18 protein-coding genes, 1 tRNA gene and 2 pseudogenes are annotated in these 18,462 nt (G+C 69.1%); 13 read left to right on the forward strand and 8 right to left on the reverse strand.

Annotation, left to right across the window (positions count from 1 at the left end):
- Positions 1–64: 64 nt before the first annotated feature.
- The 7 genes from BW39_RS26835 to BW39_RS26865 all read left to right on the forward strand — a co-directional run bounded on the left by BW39_RS26835 (position 65) and on the right by BW39_RS26865 (position 6,676).
- Positions 65–1,258: a phage tail sheath subtilisin-like domain-containing protein gene (locus BW39_RS26835; RefSeq protein ID WP_016450710.1), complete on the forward strand. Its 1,194-nt coding sequence runs from the start codon at positions 65–67 to the stop codon at positions 1,256–1,258.
- 63 nt (positions 1,259–1,321) lie between these two features.
- Positions 1,322–1,831, forward strand: coding sequence for a phage major tail tube protein (locus BW39_RS26840; RefSeq protein WP_012204508.1), 510 nt, complete (start codon positions 1,322–1,324; stop codon positions 1,829–1,831).
- A 68-nt stretch (positions 1,832–1,899) separates the two neighbouring features.
- Complete coding sequence (locus BW39_RS26845; RefSeq protein ID WP_012204507.1) at positions 1,900–2,259, forward strand: phage tail assembly protein; 360 nt, start codon at positions 1,900–1,902, stop codon at positions 2,257–2,259.
- 8 nt (positions 2,260–2,267) lie between these two features.
- Entirely contained in the window at positions 2,268–2,384 is a 117-nt protein-coding gene (locus BW39_RS30685; RefSeq protein WP_012204506.1) for a GpE family phage tail protein, read from the forward strand.
- A 124-nt stretch (positions 2,385–2,508) separates the two neighbouring features.
- Complete coding sequence (locus BW39_RS32180) at positions 2,509–5,223, forward strand: phage tail tape measure protein (protein ID WP_043825223.1); 2,715 nt, start codon at positions 2,509–2,511, stop codon at positions 5,221–5,223.
- Between the two features lie 11 nt (positions 5,224–5,234).
- On the forward strand, positions 5,235–5,675 hold the full coding sequence (locus BW39_RS26860) for a phage tail protein (RefSeq protein ID WP_012204504.1): 441 nt from the start codon (positions 5,235–5,237) through the stop codon (positions 5,673–5,675).
- Positions 5,675–6,676: a contractile injection system protein, VgrG/Pvc8 family gene (locus tag BW39_RS26865; RefSeq protein WP_043825241.1), complete on the forward strand. Its 1,002-nt coding sequence runs from the start codon at positions 5,675–5,677 to the stop codon at positions 6,674–6,676. Before BW39_RS26860 ends, BW39_RS26865 begins: the two co-directional genes overlap by 1 nt.
- Before the next feature lie 48 nt (positions 6,677–6,724).
- On the opposite strand, the gene BW39_RS26870 is transcribed toward BW39_RS26865, so the two are convergent.
- Entirely contained in the window at positions 6,725–7,057 is a 333-nt protein-coding gene (locus BW39_RS26870) for a helix-turn-helix domain-containing protein (protein WP_012204502.1), read from the reverse strand.
- A gap of 86 nt (positions 7,058–7,143) precedes the next feature.
- Between BW39_RS26870 and BW39_RS26875 the strand changes: the two genes are divergently transcribed.
- The 6 genes from BW39_RS26875 (at position 7,144) to BW39_RS26900 (ending at position 10,790) form a co-directional block, all read left to right on the forward strand.
- Entirely contained in the window at positions 7,144–7,365 is a 222-nt protein-coding gene (locus BW39_RS26875) for a hypothetical protein (protein ID WP_224986487.1), read from the forward strand.
- Positions 7,366–7,426: 61 nt separating this feature from the next.
- Complete coding sequence (locus BW39_RS26880; protein WP_043825225.1) at positions 7,427–7,750, forward strand: ogr/Delta-like zinc finger family protein; 324 nt, start codon at positions 7,427–7,429, stop codon at positions 7,748–7,750.
- A gap of 155 nt (positions 7,751–7,905) precedes the next feature.
- Complete coding sequence (locus BW39_RS26885) at positions 7,906–8,310, forward strand: hypothetical protein (RefSeq protein ID WP_232244042.1); 405 nt, start codon at positions 7,906–7,908, stop codon at positions 8,308–8,310.
- Between the two features lie 4 nt (positions 8,311–8,314).
- Positions 8,315–10,279: a replication endonuclease gene (locus BW39_RS26890; RefSeq protein WP_043825228.1), complete on the forward strand. Its 1,965-nt coding sequence runs from the start codon at positions 8,315–8,317 to the stop codon at positions 10,277–10,279.
- 21 nt (positions 10,280–10,300) lie between these two features.
- Positions 10,301–10,549, forward strand: a complete 249-nt coding sequence (locus tag BW39_RS26895) for a hypothetical protein (protein ID WP_043825231.1) — start codon at positions 10,301–10,303, stop codon at positions 10,547–10,549.
- A 34-nt stretch (positions 10,550–10,583) separates the two neighbouring features.
- On the forward strand, positions 10,584–10,790 hold the full coding sequence (locus BW39_RS26900) for a helix-turn-helix transcriptional regulator (RefSeq protein ID WP_012204496.1): 207 nt from the start codon (positions 10,584–10,586) through the stop codon (positions 10,788–10,790).
- Positions 10,791–10,816: 26 nt separating this feature from the next.
- On the opposite strand, the gene BW39_RS26905 is transcribed toward BW39_RS26900, so the two are convergent.
- The 7 genes and pseudogenes from BW39_RS26905 to BW39_RS32110 all read right to left on the reverse strand — a co-directional run.
- Complete coding sequence (locus BW39_RS26905; protein ID WP_043825234.1) at positions 10,817–12,124, reverse strand: type II toxin-antitoxin system HipA family toxin; 1,308 nt, start codon at positions 12,122–12,124, stop codon at positions 10,817–10,819.
- On the reverse strand, positions 12,124–12,531 hold the full coding sequence (locus BW39_RS26910) for a helix-turn-helix domain-containing protein (protein ID WP_043825237.1): 408 nt from the start codon (positions 12,529–12,531) through the stop codon (positions 12,124–12,126). Before BW39_RS26910 ends, BW39_RS26905 begins: the two co-directional genes overlap by 1 nt.
- A gap of 119 nt (positions 12,532–12,650) precedes the next feature.
- Positions 12,651–13,667, reverse strand: coding sequence for a tyrosine-type recombinase/integrase (locus BW39_RS26915; protein WP_026062098.1), 1,017 nt, complete (start codon positions 13,665–13,667; stop codon positions 12,651–12,653).
- A 185-nt stretch (positions 13,668–13,852) separates the two neighbouring features.
- Positions 13,853–13,939: transfer RNA gene (locus BW39_RS26920), tRNA-Leu, on the reverse strand.
- Between the two features lie 120 nt (positions 13,940–14,059).
- Positions 14,060–17,275 (reverse strand): efflux RND transporter permease subunit, encoded by a 3,216-nt coding sequence (locus BW39_RS26925; protein ID WP_043825239.1) that lies wholly within the window; start codon positions 17,273–17,275, stop codon positions 14,060–14,062.
- A pseudogene (locus BW39_RS26930) lies at positions 17,272–18,396 on the reverse strand (efflux RND transporter periplasmic adaptor subunit); the annotation flags it as partial. The gene BW39_RS26925 and the pseudogene BW39_RS26930, both read right to left, overlap by 4 nt.
- Positions 18,354–18,462 (reverse strand): annotated as a pseudogene (locus BW39_RS32110) (squalene synthase HpnC); the annotation flags it as partial. The pseudogenes BW39_RS32110 and BW39_RS26930, both read right to left, overlap by 43 nt.

Here is an 18,462-nt window from a genome sequence, read left to right on the forward strand (position 1 = left end):
GCCGTGACCACCCCTTTTTGACGACAGCCCCACGGCCCAACCACCCCCCAACCCGGAGAACACCATGGCGACAGCCCCGTTCCATCATGGCATTCGCGTCACGGAAGTGAGCGAAGGCATCAATTCCATCCGCATCGTGTCCACGGCCGTCATCGGCCTCGTGGCCACGGCCAGCGACGCCGATGCGGCCACTTTCCCGCTGAACCGTCCGGTGCTGGTCACCAAGGTCGATGCGGCCATCGGCAAGGCCGGCACCAAGGGCACGCTGGCCCAGGCGCTGAACGCCATCAAGGAGCAGTGCCGCCCGGTGCTGGTCGTCGTGCGCGTGGCCGATGGCGAAGGCGCCACCGAGGCTGAACGCCGCACCGACCAGGACGCCAAGGTCATCGGCACCACCGCCGGCAACCAGTACACGGGCCTGCAGGCGCTGCTGGCGGCCCAGGCACAGCTTGGCGTCAAGCCGCGCATTCTGGGCGCGCCGGGCCTGGACAGCCAGGCCGTGACCGACGCGCTGGCATCCGTGGCCATCAAGCTGCGCGGCTTTGCGTATGCGGCGGCCATCGGCAACGATGTGGCCGAGGCCCAGGCCTACCGCGAGCACTTCGGCCAGCGTGAGCTGATGCTGCTGTGGCCCGGCTTCAAGGCGCTGGACCTGTCCACCGCCGCCGTGCAGGACGCCTCGCCCGTGGCCTACGCCCTGGGCCTGCGCGCACGCATCGACCAGGAGCAGGGCTGGCACAAGACGCTGTCCAACGTGCCGTTGTCCGGCGTGCTGGGCATCTCGCGCGATGTGCACTGGGACCTGCAAAGCCCCGATACCGAGGCCGGCATCCTCAACCAGGCCGGCATCACCACGCTGATCCAGAGCCAGGGCCACCGCTTCTGGGGCTCGCGCACCTGCACGGACAGCGAGCTGTTCCGCTTCGAGTCCAGCGTGCGCACCGCGCAGGTGCTGGCCGACACCATGGCCGAGGCGCATTTCTGGGCCGTGGACAAGCCCATGCACCCCAGCCTGGTCAAGGACATCCTGGAAGGCATCAACACCAAGTTCCGCGAGTTGAAGGCCCTGGGCTACATCCTTGACGGCAAGGCCTGGTACGACGAAACGGTCAACGAAACCGCCACGCTCAAGGCCGGCAAGCTGGTGCTGGACTACGACTACACGCCCGTGCCTCCGCTGGAGGACCTGGGCTTTCGCCAGCGCATCACCGATCGCTACTTCGCCGACTTCGCCCTGCGCGTGGGCACCGGCCAGTAAGCGGCGGCCGCACCCGACACACCCAATACACCGAACACACCGGATACACAGGAGAAAAGCACCATGGGACTGCCCCGCTCTCTCAAGAATTTCGCCACCTTCGTGGATGGCAACTCGTACATCGGCGACATGCCCGAAGTGGGCTTGCCCAAGCTCACCCGCAAGATGGAGAAGTACCGCGCCGGCGGCATGAACGGCGAGGTCAGCCTGGACTTCGGCATGGAGGCCATCGAGGCCGACCTGACCGCTGCCGGCTACATGAAGGAGTTGATCTCCACCTGGGGCACGCTGCGCCACGACGGCGTGCTGCTGCGCTTCGCCGGCGCCCTGCAGGGCGATGACAGCGAAGGCGTGGATTCGCTGGAAGTGGTCATGCGTGGCCGCTTCTCGGAGTTCGACCCCGGCAAGGCCAAGGCCGGCGACAAGACCGAGATCAAGTACAAGCTGGCCGTCAGCTACTACCGCCTGTCCATCAACGGCCAGGTGCTGATCGAGATCGACCCGGTCAACTTCGTCGAAGTCGTCAACGGCATCGACCGCCTGGCCCAGGTCCGCGCCGCGCTGGGCATCTGAGCCTGGCTCACCTGACCGGGCCGGCCGGCCCGGTCCTCCTCTTTTCTTCACCCGAACGCTGACACACCATGGACACCACCAAGCCCCAGGAAGACCTCCAGAACCAGGCTGCCGCCAATGCGGCCGCCCTCGCATCGGGCGATGCGCGCGAGATCACGCTCGACGTGCCGCTCAAGCGCCCCGGCGGCGACCTGGCCCGGGTGCTGGTGCGCCGCCCCAATGCCGGCGCGCTGCGCGGCCTGTCGCTGGTCGAGCTGCTGCACATGAACGTGACCGCGCTGCAGACCCTGCTGCCGCGCGTGACCGAGCCCATGCTGCACAAGGCCGAGGTGCTGCAGCTGGACCCCGCCGACCTGGTGACCCTGGGTACGGAGGTGGCCTCTTTTTTGGTGCCGAAGGCGCAGAGGGAGCAATTCCCGAGCGCGTAGAGGACGCCATGGCCGACCTGGCCATGGTCTTCCACTGGCGGCCGGCGGACATGGAGGACATGTCGCTGGCCGAACTCGGCCAATGGCATGAACGGGCGCGCGAGCGCTACGAAAGCCAGGACTGAGCCAGGACTGAGCCAGGACTGAGCACCACCCCCACTCCATCGCCCGCCTCTCGCCCCTCTCTTGCACGCCCCTTGCCCATGACCTCCACCCAACGCCAACACCGCACAGGCCAGGGAGCCCTCCATGGCCGTTGACACCCTGCGCCTGGACGAGGTGCTCAAGCAGGCCGAGCGCGTGCACCAGCCCCTGGCGCTGCTGGGAAGAACCAGCAGCAACACGGCCAGGGAACTCAAGGAAACGGTCGACCAGTTGAAGAAGCTGCAGCAGCAGCAAACCCAGCTGGGCGACTACCGCGCGCTGCGCAGCGGCCTGGCAGACACCACGGCACGGCTGCGCGGCGCGCGCCAGCAGATGGCCCAGCTGCGGCTGGAATCGGGCGCGGGCGAGCAGCCCTCGCGCGCCATGCTGCGCGCGCTGCGTTCGGCCCAGGTCGAGGAGGAGCGCCTGGCGCTGCTGCGCGCCACGCAGCGATCGCGCCTGACGGACATGCGCGAAGGCCTGCGCGGCGCGGGCGTGGACACGGGCAACCTGTCCGCGCACGAGCGCAAGCTGCACAACGACATCCGCGCCACCACGGCCCAGATGGAAAAGCAGCGCAAGGTGGTGGCTCCGGCCGCCCAGCGGCTGGAGAGGATCGACGCCCTGCGCGAGCAGAGCAAGACCCTGGCCGATCGCGGCCAGGCGCTGCGCGAGACGGGCGGCAAGATGCTGGCGCCCGTGCGCGCCGTGAGCCAGGCCTTCATGACCGACGACCAGGCCGCCGCGCAGCTGCGCGCCACCATGGCGGGCAGCAACGGCAAGCCGGGCGCCGATTACCAGCAGGTGCTGGACTTGGCCAAGAGCCTGGGCACCGATATGCCCGGCAGCACGGCCGACTACATCGCGATGATGAACCAGCTGCAGCGCCAGGGCGTGTCCTCGCAGGATGTGCTGGGCGGCGTGGCCCGGCAGGCGGCCAACCTGGGCGCCGTACTGAACATGCCCGCCAAGGAGGCCGGCGAGTTCGCGGCGCAGTTGCAGCAGGCCACCCGCGCAAGCGCGGGCGACATGGCCGCACTGGCCGACACGGTGCAGCGCACCGCCCACCTGGGACTGGACCCCACAGGCATGGTCAAGGGCCTGGACGCCATCGGCAAGGCCCTGCCGCAGCTGGGACAGCAGGGCGCAAGGTCGGGACAGATGTTTGCGCCGCTGCTGCTCATGCTCAACGACGCCAGCATCAGTGGCGAGGCCGCCGGCAAGGCCGTCGGTAGCCTGGTCAAGAACTCCATGGACCCGGCCAAACTGGGCCAGGTCAACAAGATGCTCGCGAGCCAGGGCGTGTCGCTGGACTTCAGGGACGCCAGCGGCCAGTTCGGCGGTACCGAGCAGATGATGGCCCAGCTGCAAAAGCTGCAGAGCCTGGGCAGCGACAAGCTGCGCGCCGCTGCGCTGGACAAGCTGGCGGGCGGCGATGCGCAGACGCGCAAGGCCCTGGAGGCGCTGATCCAGCAGGGCCCGGGCGGCTACCAGCAGATCGCCTCCCAGCTCAAGTCACAGGCGGATCTGGATGGGCGCGTGGCCATCCTGAAGGACTCGGTCTCGGCCCAATACGAGTCCGTCAAGGACAGCTACAACGGCCTGTTGAGCGACATGGGCTCGACCATCGAGTCCGACCTCAAGGCCGTGCTGGGCACGCTGCGCGAGATGACCGAAGGCATGCGTGCCTGGGTCAAGGAGCATCCCCAGATCGTGCAGTGGACGCTGCGCATCGTGGCTGTGCTGGGCCTGCTGATCGCAGGCGTCGGCGTGGTGAGCAGCGTGCTGTTCGGCCTGCTGGCGCCGCTGCTGCTCACGCGCACCGTGTTCGGCCTGCTGGGCGCGGCCATGGGCGCAGGCAGCGGGGCCTTGGGCGTGCTCAGGCGCGGCCTGGCGGCCGTGGTCCTGTCGCTGGGCATGATGGGCGGCGGCGGCAGTGCCATGGGCCTGTTGGCCGGCGGCATGCGCATGGCCAGCAACGCTGCAGGCGTGCTCAGGCGCGGGCTGGGCGCCGTGGTCCTGTCGCTGGCCATGATGGGTCGCGGCGCTGCCATGGGCAGCATAGGCACCGCCCTGGCCGGCGCGGGCCGCGCTGCAGGCCGCATCTTCGGCGGCGGTGCAGGCAAGGGCCGTGCGGGCGCCGCCATGGGCCTGCTGGGCGCCGGCCTGGGGGCCGCAGGAGCCGTCGGCGGTGGCCTGGGCGGTGGTCTGGGTGGTGCAGCCGCATCGCTGATGGGCCTGGTGCGCATGACACCCATGGGCCGGCTCGCAGGCGGCCTGATGGGCGCGGGTGGCTCGATCATGCAGAACTGGGATGGCCTGTCCACCGCCTTCAAGGCCGGCGACTGGAAGGGCGTCGGCGGCACGCTGCTGGACGCCGGCAAGGCCGGCCTCGATGGCGCCACGGGCGGCCTGTTCGGCGTGGTCTCTGACCTGGCCGGCAAGGGCATCAGCGGCCTGGCCTCGTCGGTGGGCTCGTGGTTCAAGTCCGGCGATGCGTCAGCACCCGACCAGGGCCGCGCCGGCGCACTGCGCCAGGGTGTCGCGGCCGCAGCCACGGCGGCCACGCTGGCCACGGGCGCCATGCCGGCCCTGGCCGACACGGGCGCCGTGCGCATCGACAGCCGCCCGCCGCTGGCCAGCGCCGCTGCACCCGCGCCGGCACCGGCCGCGGTGGCTGGCGCCACCATCCATATCACCGTCAACGCTGCGCCTGGCCAGGACGCGCAGGCCATTGCCCGCGCCGTGGCCGCCGAGCTGGACCGCCGCGACATGGCCAAGCGCTCCAGCGTGCTGTCGCAGCTGTCGGACATCGACTGAGGAGCATGAGCATGCTGATCACACTGGGCCAGTTTGCCTTCGGCATCGACACACTGGCATTCGACAAGCTGGTGCGCAGTAGCACCTGGCGCCACCCGAGCAACAGCCGCGTGGGCGCGCGCCCCGCCCGCCAGTCGCTGGGCCCAGGCGATGAAACGCTGGGCCTGACCGGCGTGCTCGCACCCGAGTTCCGGGGCACGGCCAAGTCGCTGGACGACCTGCGCGAAATGGCCGACCAGGGCAAGGCATGGGCCCTGGTGGGCGGCGAAAGCATCCTGGGCGCCTGGGTCATCGAGAGCCTGCAGCAGACCGGCACGCACTACACACCGGGCGGCAAGCCGCGCCGCATCGAGTTCGATCTCAAGCTGGCCCGCGTGGACGACCACCTGGCCGAAGGCGGCGGCGGCGTCGATCCCTGGCCCGATGACGACTTCTGGGAATGGTGGATCTGATGGCCACACAGGAATACCTGCACGCCAAGCCCCAGTACGAGATCGTCCTGGACGGGCGCAACATCACCAGCCAGGTGGACACGCGGCTGATGAACCTGACGCTGTCCGAATCGCGCGGCGAAGAGGCCGACAAGCTGGACATCACGCTGGACGACAGCGATGGGCGCCTGCCCATGCCGGGCAAGGGCTCCAAGATCGCGCTGAAGCTGGGCTGGGCCGGACATGGCCTGGTCGACAAGGGCACCTACGAGGTGGACGAGGTGGAGCACCAGGGTGCGCCCGACAGGATCGTGGTGCATGCGCGCTCGGCCGAGCTCAAGCGCCAGCTGCGCACGCGCTCCGAGCACAGCTACCACAACAGCACGCTGGGCCAGATCGTGCGCAGCATCGCCCAGCGCAACGGCCTGCAGGTGCGCGTGGACGCGCAGTTCGAGAACCTGCGCGTGGACCACATCGACCAGACCCACGAAAGCGACCTGAACTTCTGCAGCCGCCTGGCGCGCCAGTACGACGCCGTGTGCACGGTCAAGAAGGGCAAGCTGGCCTTCATCGCCATCGACAGCAAGATCACCGCTGCCGGCCAGGCCGTGGAGGCCGCCACGCTCACGCGCGCCGTGGGCGACAGCCACAACTATCACACGGCCGCACGCAACGACTACAGCGGCGTGCGCGCGTACTGGAACGACGCGGATCGGGCCGAGAAACGCAGCGCCACGCAGGGCGCCGAGGACAACGAAAAGCGCCTGAAGGACACCTACGGCAGCGAGGCCGAGGCGCAGGCCGCCGCCAAGGCCGAGATGGGCCGCATCAACCGCGCCAAGGCCACCATGGGCCTGAAGCTGGCGCTGGCGCGGCCCGACCTGATGCCGCAGACGCCGCTGAAGCTGCAGGGGTTCAAGGCGGAGATCGATGACACGCCCTGGCTGGTCGTCAAGATCCAGCATGAGCTGGGCGACGGCGGCTTCACCTCCAAACTGACGCTGGAGACGCGTGCCAAGTGAGCGAGAGGGGCAGGTAGAGCGCGTCCTGGAGCGGCCGGCGCAGGCCGTTCAGCGCGCGGCCAGGGTCGCCACGGCCATGATGGCGGCGCGGCCCGAATCGTCGGCCCGGCCGTAGCAATCGAGCAGCTCGCGCTCGTCGGGCGCCAGGGTCTGGACCGATGCGTTCGCATGCTGGCCCGTGACCACATACAGGACATCCACGCCCAGGCCCGCCATCACGGCCAGGGCGGCCGCATTGGGCGATTGCTCGCCCTTCTCCCAGGTGGCCAGGGTGCCGCGCGAGACGTCGCAGGCGTCGGCCATGGCGAGCTGCGCCACGTCCAGACGCAGACGTTCTTGCCTCAGCCTTTCACCGATGTGATCGAAATTTCTTCTATTCATCAATTGACATGCTCGAAATTTCGAGCAATGATGCAGTCAGCGTGTAACCAAACCATCCAAACCATCCCAAATACTACATGACAGCCATGCACTCCCCCAGAGCCGTGCCCGGTATCCCTGCGGATCCGGTGCTTCATGACAGGCCCGTGCCACTGCGCATGACGGCATCCGAACGCGAACGCCACGCCCGCTATGCCAGCCGTGAAAGCCGCAGCGCCTCCAACTTCGCGCTGAAGCTGTACCGCATGGGCATGCAGCAGTACGAGCAGCAGATGCCGCCGCTGCCCCAGGCCGATCAGGCGCGATAGCCACCCGCGCCGACCTGTTCACCGCCTTGTCTTCGATCCCAACTGCCCCCAGGAGCCTGCCATGCGCATGATGTGCCCCCACTGCAACGAACACGCCTACACCCGCACCAGCCTGCAGCTGACCAGCACCAGCCGCGAGACCATCTTCCAGTGCCGCAACTTCGAGTGCGGCCATGTGTTCTCGGCGGTGACCGAGATCAACCGCACCATCAGCCCCAGCGCCATCCCCAACCCCATGGTGATCCTGCCGATGAGCACGCACATCAAGCGCAAGCTGCTGCAGACCCAGCTGGACGCCATGCCGTCCTCGCAATACGAAGGCGCAGCGCACCGCGCAGCCCAGGCGGCCGAATCCGCCCAATCCACCGAAGGCGCGCGCAGCTAGCGCGGCCGGGGCGCCTCCGCCCCTCCTGACGGCCCCCCCCCCGGCGCGCGGGCACCCCCGCCTGCACCGCCGCCACCCCCCCCTTTCCCGCAACCTGCGGAGCCTGCATGAAGGCCCTGCGGGATGCGCTCACCCTGAAACGACCTGGACAGACCATGAAGCTCGGCGACCTGCGCCTTTCCGATCTGATGCGACTGCTGCGGGCAGACGATGCGCCCGCGCCCGAATACCGGCCCGAGGACCCGCCCGCGCTGCCCGAGGCCTATCAGCGCCTGAGCGTCCAGGACTGCCGCATCCGCCTGCGCGAACTGCAGCGCGAGGCCGCGCAGCGCTGCGCCAACGGCCGCTGCGGCAGCGCCGAAAGCCGCGAATGGGCGGGCCTGGCCAGCCACTACCGCATGGCCCTGGTGCTGCTGGCGGGAATAGACGGCGAGATCGAGGAGCTGGCCCTGCGCGACTGGCGCGAAATGCCGCCGCCCGAACGCGACGCCATCCGCCGCCAGATCCGCGCGCTGCGCAGCTGCCTGCTGCCGCTGCGCGCGCTGGCCCTGAGGACCTGAGCCCATGTCCGTCCTGCTCGCCGCCAAATCCACCGGCCGCAGGCTGCGCACCGCCAGCCTGCAGCAATGGGACCAGCACAAGCCCCGCCCCCACATGGTCCAGCGCGCCATGCAGGCGCTGGAAAAAGCCTTGCCGCCGCAGTGGCTGCAGCCCATGAAGCTGCTGGGCCTGGGCGACTGGCAAAAGGGCGCGCAACACGCCAACGGCCAGCCCGAATGGGCCGCCTGCCACGACGCGCTGGCCGCCATTGACGACTTTGCCAGCCGCCACGGCCGTGCGGCCGAATGGAATCTGGACGACTACGAGATCTGCCAGATGGCCAGGCGCCTGAGCGACGAAGTCGGTGAGCTCGACGCCGGCGCCCAGGCCCAGAACATGGACCTGGCCGCACGCGTGGACCTGGTGCGGCTGATGCTGCGCATGCTGGGCCTGCAGGAAAGCACGCCGCTGGCCGGCGAGCCCGCCATCCGCCGCGCGCTGGATGCCGCCTGGTGGCGCCGCATGCTGCGCCGCCACGTCACGCGCACCGTGGAGGCTGGCGCCGTCAAGCTGGGCATCGTCAACCGCAGCGCCGGCGGCTATGCCAGCAATGCCACCGTGCGCCGGCGCACCGCGCAGATCGAACGCAACGCCCGCGCGCTGGAGCGCAGCCTCTACCGAAACGAGGCCGGCCAGGTCTTCACCCTGGCCGAGCTGGCCGCGCTGTCGCCGGCCAACCCCGTGATCCGTGGCGGCGAGCTGATGACGCGCATCCGCGGCGCAGAGGAATATGCCGACGCGCGCAGCCACGTCGGCCTCTTTCTCACGCTGACGGCGCCCAGCCGCTTTCACGCCGTCACGCTGGGCAGCGGCGGCCGGCCGCGCCCCAATCCCCATTACGACGGCCGCAGCACGCCGCGTGATGCCCAGCTGTGGCTGCGCACCATGTGGGCGCGCGTGCGATCGCACCTGGGCCGCCAGCGCATCGCCATGTACGGCATCCGCGTGGCAGAGCCGCACCATGACGCCACGCCGCACTGGCACGCCCTGGTCTGGGCCGAGTGCGAGGAGCACGCCCAGCACATCGAGGCCGCCATCCGCAAATGGTGGCTCAGCGAAGATGGCGACGAGCGCGGCGCCCAGCGCAACCGCGTCAACGTCAAGCGCATGACCGGCGGCGGCGCTGCCGGCTACGTGGCCAAGTACATCGCCAAAAGCGTGGGCCATGCGGTCCTGGCCGACCACCTCGACGTGGTGCAGGGCCGCCTGTGGGATGTGGAGCGGGGCGGCATGCCCGGCCACCGCCGCGTGGACGCCTGGGCCGCCTGCTGGGGCATTCGCCAGTTCCAGGCCGTGGGCATGCCCAGCGTCTGCGTCTGGCGCGAGCTGCGCCGTGTCAGCAAGGACCAGGTCGAACAGATCCGCATCGACGGCGACAAGGCCAGCTGGAAGGCCTGGGGCGCCAGCCACCGCCACGGGCCCGACATCCCCGCCGACTGGCGCCGCTACATGGAAGCCATGGGCGGCCACTGCCTGGCCCGCGACCGCTGGCACCTGCGCATGGCACGCCGCCCCGTGCCCGCCGGCGCCGTCAACCAATACGGCGAGGCCATCGCGCCCGGCTGCGGCCGCGTGGTGGGCCTGGAAACCCGGCGCGGCCAGTGGCTGGTCTCGCGCCGCATCGCCTGGCGCAGCGTGGCGCGCGCCACGCTGGAGTTCCAGGAAGCCCAAGGTGCAGAAAGCGCCGAGGGCGCCAACGTGGCCCCGCCGACCCTGCCCGCCCGCGCGCCGCTGGCGCGCGCTTGGACTGGTTTCAATAACTGTACGGCCCGGCTCACGGGCCACACGCTGCGCGCCCTCATCGGCCGCGGCGGGCACCAGCGCGAGGACCGGGCCAACCCGGCCGGGCCCGATTCGGGTGCCGATTCAGTGCTGCACCGCCCCGCATCCGGCGCCACGCCATCCAACCACCCTTTCTTTACCAGCTGATCCACCCCAGGAGGACCCACCATGCACCACAACATCACCGCCCTGCGCAGCTACCGCGCCACCCTCATCCCCCACGGCGTGGACGCCGCGCAGCTGGATCAACTGGCCGACGCCCGCCTGCTGCCCGTGCTGCGCCTGAAGGCGGCCAGCGCCAGCCACGCCCAGGCCTGCGCCCTGCTGGCCAGCGGCCGGCCCGTGCTGCGAGTCGAGCGAGTTGAGCGTGTGGAGCGCAAGAAGGCAGGCAAGTCCATCACGCCGCGCCAGGCCTGATCAAGCACCGGACACGACATCGGAGAACACCGCAATGACGCAACAGAACATGGAACTCTTTCACAGCGCCCCGCGCCTGGACACCCAGGGCATCGCCAACTACCTGGGCCTGAGCCGCGAGCACGTCACCGCGCGCCTGACCAAGCGCCCGGACTTTCCCAAGCCCTTCATCAACGCCAGCCGCCGCATCCGCTACTGGCGCATGGCCGACGTCAAGGCCTGGGCCGAGGGGCGCCGGTGAGCCGGCACCAGGCCATCGCCATGCGCTCAGTGATCGCTGCCCGCAAGAAAACGGCGTGCCTGATCACGCGCCCCGTCGAAGATCTGCCGGGCCATAGGCTGCGGCACGCTGGCCGGCAGGCGCGGCTGCAGCCGGTCGATGGCGCCGTCCAGCGCCTCGACCATCTCCACCATGCTCTCCCACAGGCCTGCGATGCGTGTGGTCTCGGCCAGGGCCTTCCAGTGGCGGCGCTGGATTTCGGCCAGGCGGTAGTGACGGCTGCGCCCCGGCAGGGCCATGGCCATCCTGGCGCGCTGGCGGGCAATCTTGCCGTGGCCATGGCCGATGATGGGCCAGGCCGACAGCACGTCGTACAGAGGTGTCATCTCATAGCCGCCGCCCGGCTGCAGGAACACCGAGAAATTCTTGGCATGCCCGTCCGTGGCCGCCAGCAGCCAGAACGCCAGCTGGGCCATCACGAAGCGGGCGCAATCCTGGGCAGGCTCGCTGCCATGCTGCAGCACCTGCAGGCACTGCAGCATGCCGGGCCCGCCGTGGGTCTCGTACTTGTTGGCGCTGGCAACGCCACGCACCTGGCAGAAATCTTCCTGCGGCAGACGCGCAATCCAGCCCTGGGCCGTCCAGGCGCGGTCAAAGCGCTCCACGCACAGCACCTGCTGCCCGCCAAAGCTCTCGATGCTGCTGTCGGCCACGGCAAAGCCCAGCTCGGCCAGCAGGCGGGCGCACAGCCACTCATTGGCCACTGACTCGCTCAGGTCGTAGTGCCAGTGCGGCACCACGCCGATGGCCGGCTTCAGGATATGCGTGGTCGGCGTCGCGCCCAGCGGACGGCACCACTGGCCGCCATGGCGCAGCACCGCCGTTTTCTCCTGCGCACCGGCAATGGACAGCCTGAACTCCTGGTCCACCTCCAGTGCACCAAACCCGCCACCCAGGCTGGCCAGGTGCTCTGCAATCTGCGCCTCGCTCAGCGGCTCGAAGCGCACCTGGTCAAAACCGTCGGGCACGGCCCCCTCGGGCAGCAGCTGCACGGCACCCACGCAATCGCGGCCGATGGCCTCCAGCAGCGAAAACGCGTCGATCCCGCGCAGTCCGAAGCGCTGGTGAATGCGCCGGCGAATGCCCTCGCCGTCCGGCAGCAGGTTGTCGAAATAATGGGCCACCACCTCGCCCGCCACCGTCAGGTCGCGCGTGAAGGGCATGGACAGTGACAGCGGCCGCGCATGCGCGCTCTGCGGCCAGGCCGGGTCATAGGCGAACACATGGCGGCCCGTGCGCGTGACCTCCCAGGTGCCCACCCGCTCCCCATTCATCCAGACGCCCAGCGCCGCCATCACCAGGAACCTTTCGGCTTGCGGTCCTGCCAGTGCGGCGGCAGCGCCTGCGGCTTGAAGGCCACGGGGCGGTCGGCGGGCTTGCGGGGCACGTTGTCACCCGCGTACGGTTGTGGAGCTGGCTCGGCCACCCTCAACGCAGCAGGCGCAGGCACAGACATAGGTGCAGACGCAGGAGAAGCCACCGCATCCGCCCTGGGCCGCACGAGCAGATCGGCATCCAGCAGCTGCAGGATCTCCATCAGCTGGCGCACGCTGATGGCGGCCGGGTCACGCTCTATCGCCGCCACACGCGACTGGGACACGCCCAGCCGCTGTGCCAGTTGGGCCTGGCTCACGCCAGCGGCCTTGCGCAGCGACTTCAGGTGCAGCGCAAGCTGATCGGGCAGTTGCAACAGGTGGTCCATGGTGTTCTCCTGGCCAGGGCATTCAAAATATCATCTCAAGATGATGAATTGAAATTATCACTCTAGAATAATATTGTCAACATATCATATTGGAGTGATATTTCTGACAGCCATACTGCCTACAACCGTGCCGCGATGTCCTCGGCCGTCTCCCGGTAATAGGTGTTGAACAGCTCGTTGATATCCACGTGGCCGCTGATGCGGGCCAGCGTCATCACATCCACGCGCTTGCTCAGCCAGGTCAGCGCCGTGGCTCGCAGGTCATGGAAGCGCAGGCCCTGCACCATCACCCGGTCGCGCAGCTTGCGGTAGAGCGTGTCGCGGCTGGCGTCGCTGATGGTCCAGTAGGCGTCGCGCCCCGCAGCCTCGGCGGCGGCGTCCAGCACGCGCAGCAGGCGCACGGCACGGCGCGTCAGCGGCACATGGCGCTCGCCCACCTTGGCCTCGGTCTTGTGGTGCGGCAGGTGGTAGACCCGGCGCTTGAGATCCACATTGCTGCGGCCCATGCGCAGGATCTCGCCGCTGCGCATGGCCGTGTGCAGGGCCACCAGCATGGTCCAGGCCGTCTGCTCCATGGCGGTGACAGGCGCCAGGCGCGGCGAGACATTGGCCGAGCGCAGCATGCGCCGCACCTCGCTCCACTGCCCCGTGCGCCGGCGCGCATGGGACTTGGCCGGCAGCTTGATCTCCGGCCAGGGGCTCTTGCCCACCCATTTCCACTGCTTGACCGCCAGCGTCCAGATGGGACGGAATTGCTGCGCCTCGCGCAGCACGCTGGCGCCGGAGACCTGCTGCAGCCGCGCATCGCGCCAGCGCGCCAGGTCGTCGCCCGTGATCTCGTGGAACACCTTGGCCGCCAACTCGGGAAACTCGCGCAGCCAGGCATCAAAGCGCAAATGGTCGGCCCGCGCCGTGCTGGCCGTCTTTTTGTCGGTGACCTCGCGCCGATAGCGCTCCACCGCCTCGGCCAGCGTGCGCCGAGGAAACTCCCCGCGCGCCCCGGCCAGAATGGCCGCCTCCTCGGCCACGGCCCAGCCCTGCGCCTCGGCCTTGGTCGCCCGCGTGGCGGTGCGCCGGATGCCCGCACGCTCCACCTCGGCCCGCCAGCCGTTCTTCACCTTCCGGAAATACGCCATCCCACCTCCTGCAGCCCGCGCGGGATCACAAGCGGGATCTGCGCGGGATTGTGATGTGATTTTGCGCTGTTTTGTGCCGGTTTCAACCCGCTCCGTTTTGCCCCCAGAACCCAGAAAAAAAGCCCGCCTCCTCTACAGGAAGCGGGCTTGAGCAGTGTTCGCCGCAGTTGAGCGGCGTTGGTGCGTGGTGCGCGGGGGGGGACTCGAACCCCCACACCATTGCTGGCGTCAGGACCTAAACCTGGTGCGTCTACCAATTTCGCCACCCGCGCTGGTTCTTGAGGGAGCCGCCTGCGCGGCGGCTCCTAGGTCAGGGCGCAGATTCTAGCCGCAATTGCGGGGTGCATTGCCATACCCCGGATTTGAGCGGCGGCCTCTGCGTTTTCGCCGCCTCAATGCGTGGGCTCGCGGCGCACGCGGAACACGGCGGCGTACATGGCCGGTAGCGCCAGCAGTGTCAGCACGGTGGCCACGATCAGCCCGCCCATGATGGCCACGGCCATGGGGCCCCAGAACACGCTGCGCGACAGCGGGATCATGGCCAGCACGGCGGCGGCAGCCGTCAGCACGATGGGGCGCAGGCGGCGCACGGCGGCTTCGATGATGGCGTCCCAGGCCGGCACGCCGCGCGCGCGGTCGGTCTCGATCTGGTCGATCAGGATCACCGAATTGCGCTGGATCATTCCCATCAGCGCCACCACGCCCAGCAGCGCCACGAAGCCGAAGGGCCGGCCCAGCAGCAGCAGCGCCGCCGCCACGCCGGGAATGCCCAGCGGCCCGGTGATGAACACCAGCAGTGAACGGCTGACACTGCGCAGTTGCAGCATGAGCAGCGTGAAGGTGAGGAACAGCATCACCGGCACGCCGGCGACGATGGCGTCCGAGCCCTTGGAGCTTTCCTCCACGGCGCCGGCCACATCGATGCGGTAGGCCGTGTCGCCCGCAGCGTGCCAGCGAGCCTCGATCTCGCGCAGGCCCGGCAGCAGCGCATGGGTCAGCGTTGCGCCCTGCAGGCCTTCGCGCACATCGCCCTGCACGGTGATGGCGAACATGCGCTTTTCTCGCCACATCACGCCGGGCTCCCAGACCATCACGGGCTTGGCGATCTGCGTGAGCGGGATCGACTTGCCCGATGCCGTGGGCAGGTAGGCGTTGGCGATGTCGGTGATGGCGTCGCGCTCCGAATACGGCGTGCGCAGCACGATGTCGATGAGCTTGTCACCCTCGCGGAACTGGCCCACGGTGGAGCCGCTGAGCATGACGCGGGCCGCCTGTGCGATGGCCTGGCTGCTCACGCCCAGGGCGCGCGCCTTGTCCTGGTCCACCTCCAGGCGCACGGCCTTGACGGACTCGTTCCAGTTGTCGTTGACGCCGCGCATGTCGGCGTTGGCGATCATGACCTGCTTGACCTCGTCGGCATAGGCACGCAGCTTTTGCGGATCGGTGCCGGAGACGCGGAACTGCACCGGATAGGGCACGGGAGGCCCGTTGGGCAGCAGCTTGACGCGGCCGCGCACCTCGGGGAACTCCTGGGCCAGCAGCGCCGGCAGCGATTTGCGCAGACGCTCGCGCGTGGGCAGGTCCTGGGCGACCAAGATGAACTGCGAGACGTTGTTCTGCGGGAACACCTGGTCCAGCGGCAGGTAGAAACGCGGCACGCCCGAGCCCACCCACTCGCTGACCGTGCGCACGCCGTCCAGCTGCATGAAGCGCTCTTCCACGCGGCGCGTGACGGCTTCGTTGGCGGCCAGCGACGTGCCCTCGGGGAACCAGATGTCCACCAGCACTTCGGGCCGGCTGGAATCCGGGAAGAACTGCTGCTGCACGCGCGACATTCCCACCAGGCCCAGCGCGAAGACCAGCACCGTGATGGCGATGGTCAGCCAGCGGTGCGTCACGCACCAGTTCACGGCGCGCCTAAAGCGGTTGTAGAACGGGCTGTCGAAGACTTCATGCTCGGCCGACGAGGCATTGAGGTTGGTCTCCTCGATGGGCACCTCGCCCGAGGCCACCTCGGGCGGCAGCGTGGCCGCGTGCGGCGGGCGCTTGAGCAGCAGCATGCCCAGGTAGGGCACGAAGTACACCGAGGCGAACCAGCTGAGCACCAGCGCAATCACCGTCACCGCGAAAATGGCGAAGGTGTACTCGCCCGTCATGGACTTGGCCATGCCGATGGGCAGGAAGCCCGCCGCCGTGATCAGCGTGCCGGTCAGCATGGGCTTGGCCGTGATCTCGTAGGCAAAGGTGGCGGCGCGGTACTTCTCGTAGCCCTCCTCCATCTTGCGCACCATCATCTCGACGGCAATGATGGCGTCGTCCACCAGCAGGCCCAGCGCGATGATCAGCGAGCCCAGCGACACCTTGTGCAGGCCGATGTTCCAGTACCACATGGCCAGGAAGGTCGCGGCCAGCACCAGCGGGATCGTGATGGCCACCACCAGGCCCGGGCGCGGGTCGATGTACCAGCGCTTCCACAGCGGCTGGTGGCCCTCGCGCTTGTGCAGGCCCAGGCTGATGAAGCTCACGGCCAGCACCACCACCACGGCCTCGATCAGCACCTGCAGGAATTCGTTGACCGAGTCGGCCACCGCCTTGGGCTGGTCCTGCATGTTGGCCAGCTCCACGCCGGCCGGCAGCGTGCGCGCGATGTCACCCACGGCGCCGCGCAGGGATTTGCCCAGGCGGATGATGTCGCCGCCCTTGGTCATGGACACGCCCAGGGCAATCGTCTCGCGCCCCTGGTGGCGCACCTTCACATTGGCCGGATCGGCATAGCCCCGGCGGATCTCGGCGATATCGCCCAGGCGCAGCTGCGCGCCCGATGCGCCGCGGATGGGCATGGCGCGCAGCTCATCCACCGCCAGGAACTGGCCGGCCACGCGCACCTGCACATCCTCGCGCGGAGTCTGCAGCACGCCTGCGCCCTCGATGGCGTTTTGCTGGCCCAGTTGGCCCAGCACCTGGTTCATGTCCAGGCCCAGCTGCGACAGGCGGCGCTGCGACAGCTCGATGTAGACCTTCTCGTCCTGCACGCCGAACAGCTCGACCTTGGCCACGTCGGGCACGCGCAGCAGGCGCTGGCGCACGTCGTCGGCCATGGTCTTGAGCTCGGCGTAGCTGAAGCCGTCGGCCTGCAGGGCGTAGATCACGCCGTAGACATCGCCGAACTCGTCATTGAAGAACGGCCCCTGCACGCCCTGCGGCAGGGTGTAGCGCATATCGCCGATCTTCTTGCGCACCGTGTACCACAGCTGCTGGACATCGCCGGGGCGCGAGTTGTCCTTGAGCTGGAAGATGATCATCGACTCGCCGGGCTTGGAGTAGCTGCTGATCTTGTCGGCGTAGGGCACCTCCTGCAGCGTGCGCTCGATCTTGTCGGTGACCTGCTCGGCCATCTGCTGCGCCGTGGCGCCGGGCCAGTTGGTGCGCACCACCATGGCGCGGAAGGTGAAGGGCGGGTCCTCGTCCTGCCCCAGCTGGAAATACGAGGCAAAGCCCAGCAGCAGCAGCACGACGATGAAATAGCGCGTAAGCGCCACATGGTCCAGCGCCCAGCGCGAAAGATTGAAGTGCGCGCCCTGCGGCGCCTTGTGTTTGGGCCCGCTCATTGGGCCGCTCCGCTGGGCGCAGCGCCTGCGGCGGCAGGCGCCTGTGCAGGCTGTGCCTGTTGCGGCCGCTGCTGTGCCGGCTGCGGGGCCTTGTCATAACGGTCCTGATAGACCGTGACCTTCTGGCCTGGCGTGAGCACATGCACGCCGGCGGCCACCACCTGCATGCCGGGCGTCAGGCCAGCGGCAATCACGGCCTCGTTGCCATCGGCCGTGGCCAGTTGCACGGGCTGCAGCTTCACCGTGCTGCTGGCGGCATCGAACACCCACACGGCCGTGCCCTGGCCACCGCCGCCTTCCTGGCGCAGCGCCGTGGTCGGCAGCTTGATCACGGGCTGGCCCGTGGGGCCCATGCCCTCGGGCAATGCGTGGACCGTGGCACCCAGCGGCGGCACGGCGGCGGCGTCCGAAGTGGGCAGTGCCACCTTCACCTGGTAGGTGCGCGTGACGGGATCGGCGCTGGCCGCCACCTCGCGCACCTGACCCTGCAGCGGCTGCATGCCGGCCGACCAGGGACGCACATTCACCTTCTGGCCCACGCGGATGGCGCCGCGCTTGTCTTCGGGCACCACGAACACCACGTCGCGCGGGCCGTCCTGGGCAATGCGCACCACGGGTGAGCCGGCCGACACCACCTGGCCGGGCTCGGCGTCTATGCCGGTCACCACGCCAGGCACATCGGCCAGCAGTTGGGCATAGGACTCCTGATTGCTCTGCGATGCCAGCTGCGCCTTGGCCTGGTCCAGCGTGGCCTGGGCGGACTTGAGCGTGGCCTCGCGCCGCTCCAGCTCCGCACCACTGATGAAGTTCTGCGCCTTCAGCTGCGAGTAACGCCTCACATCGGCGGCGGCAAGATCGCGCTGCGTGGTCGCGGCCGCCACCTGGGCGCGCGCGGCGTCAGCTCCCAGCCGGTAGTCGCTGGCATCGAGCCGCGCCAGCAACTGGCCGGCCTGCACGTGCTGGCCCAGCTCCACCTCGCGGCGAACGAGCTTGCCGGCCACGCGAAAGCCCAGGCGCGACTCTATGCGCGCGCGCACCTCGCCCGCGTACTCCAGTTGCGTGTCCAGCGCGCCCACGCCTACGGTGAGCAGCTTGACGGCGCGAACCGGCTCGGGCGGCGGTAGAGGCTGGCGCCCTGCAGCTCATCGACCTTGTCCAGGATGCGCAGCCCGCCCTGCACCACCAGA

It is taken from the genome of Delftia sp. RIT313, assembly GCF_000632165.1.
GTDB classification, from domain to species: Bacteria; Pseudomonadota; Gammaproteobacteria; order Burkholderiales; family Burkholderiaceae_C; genus Comamonas; species Comamonas acidovorans.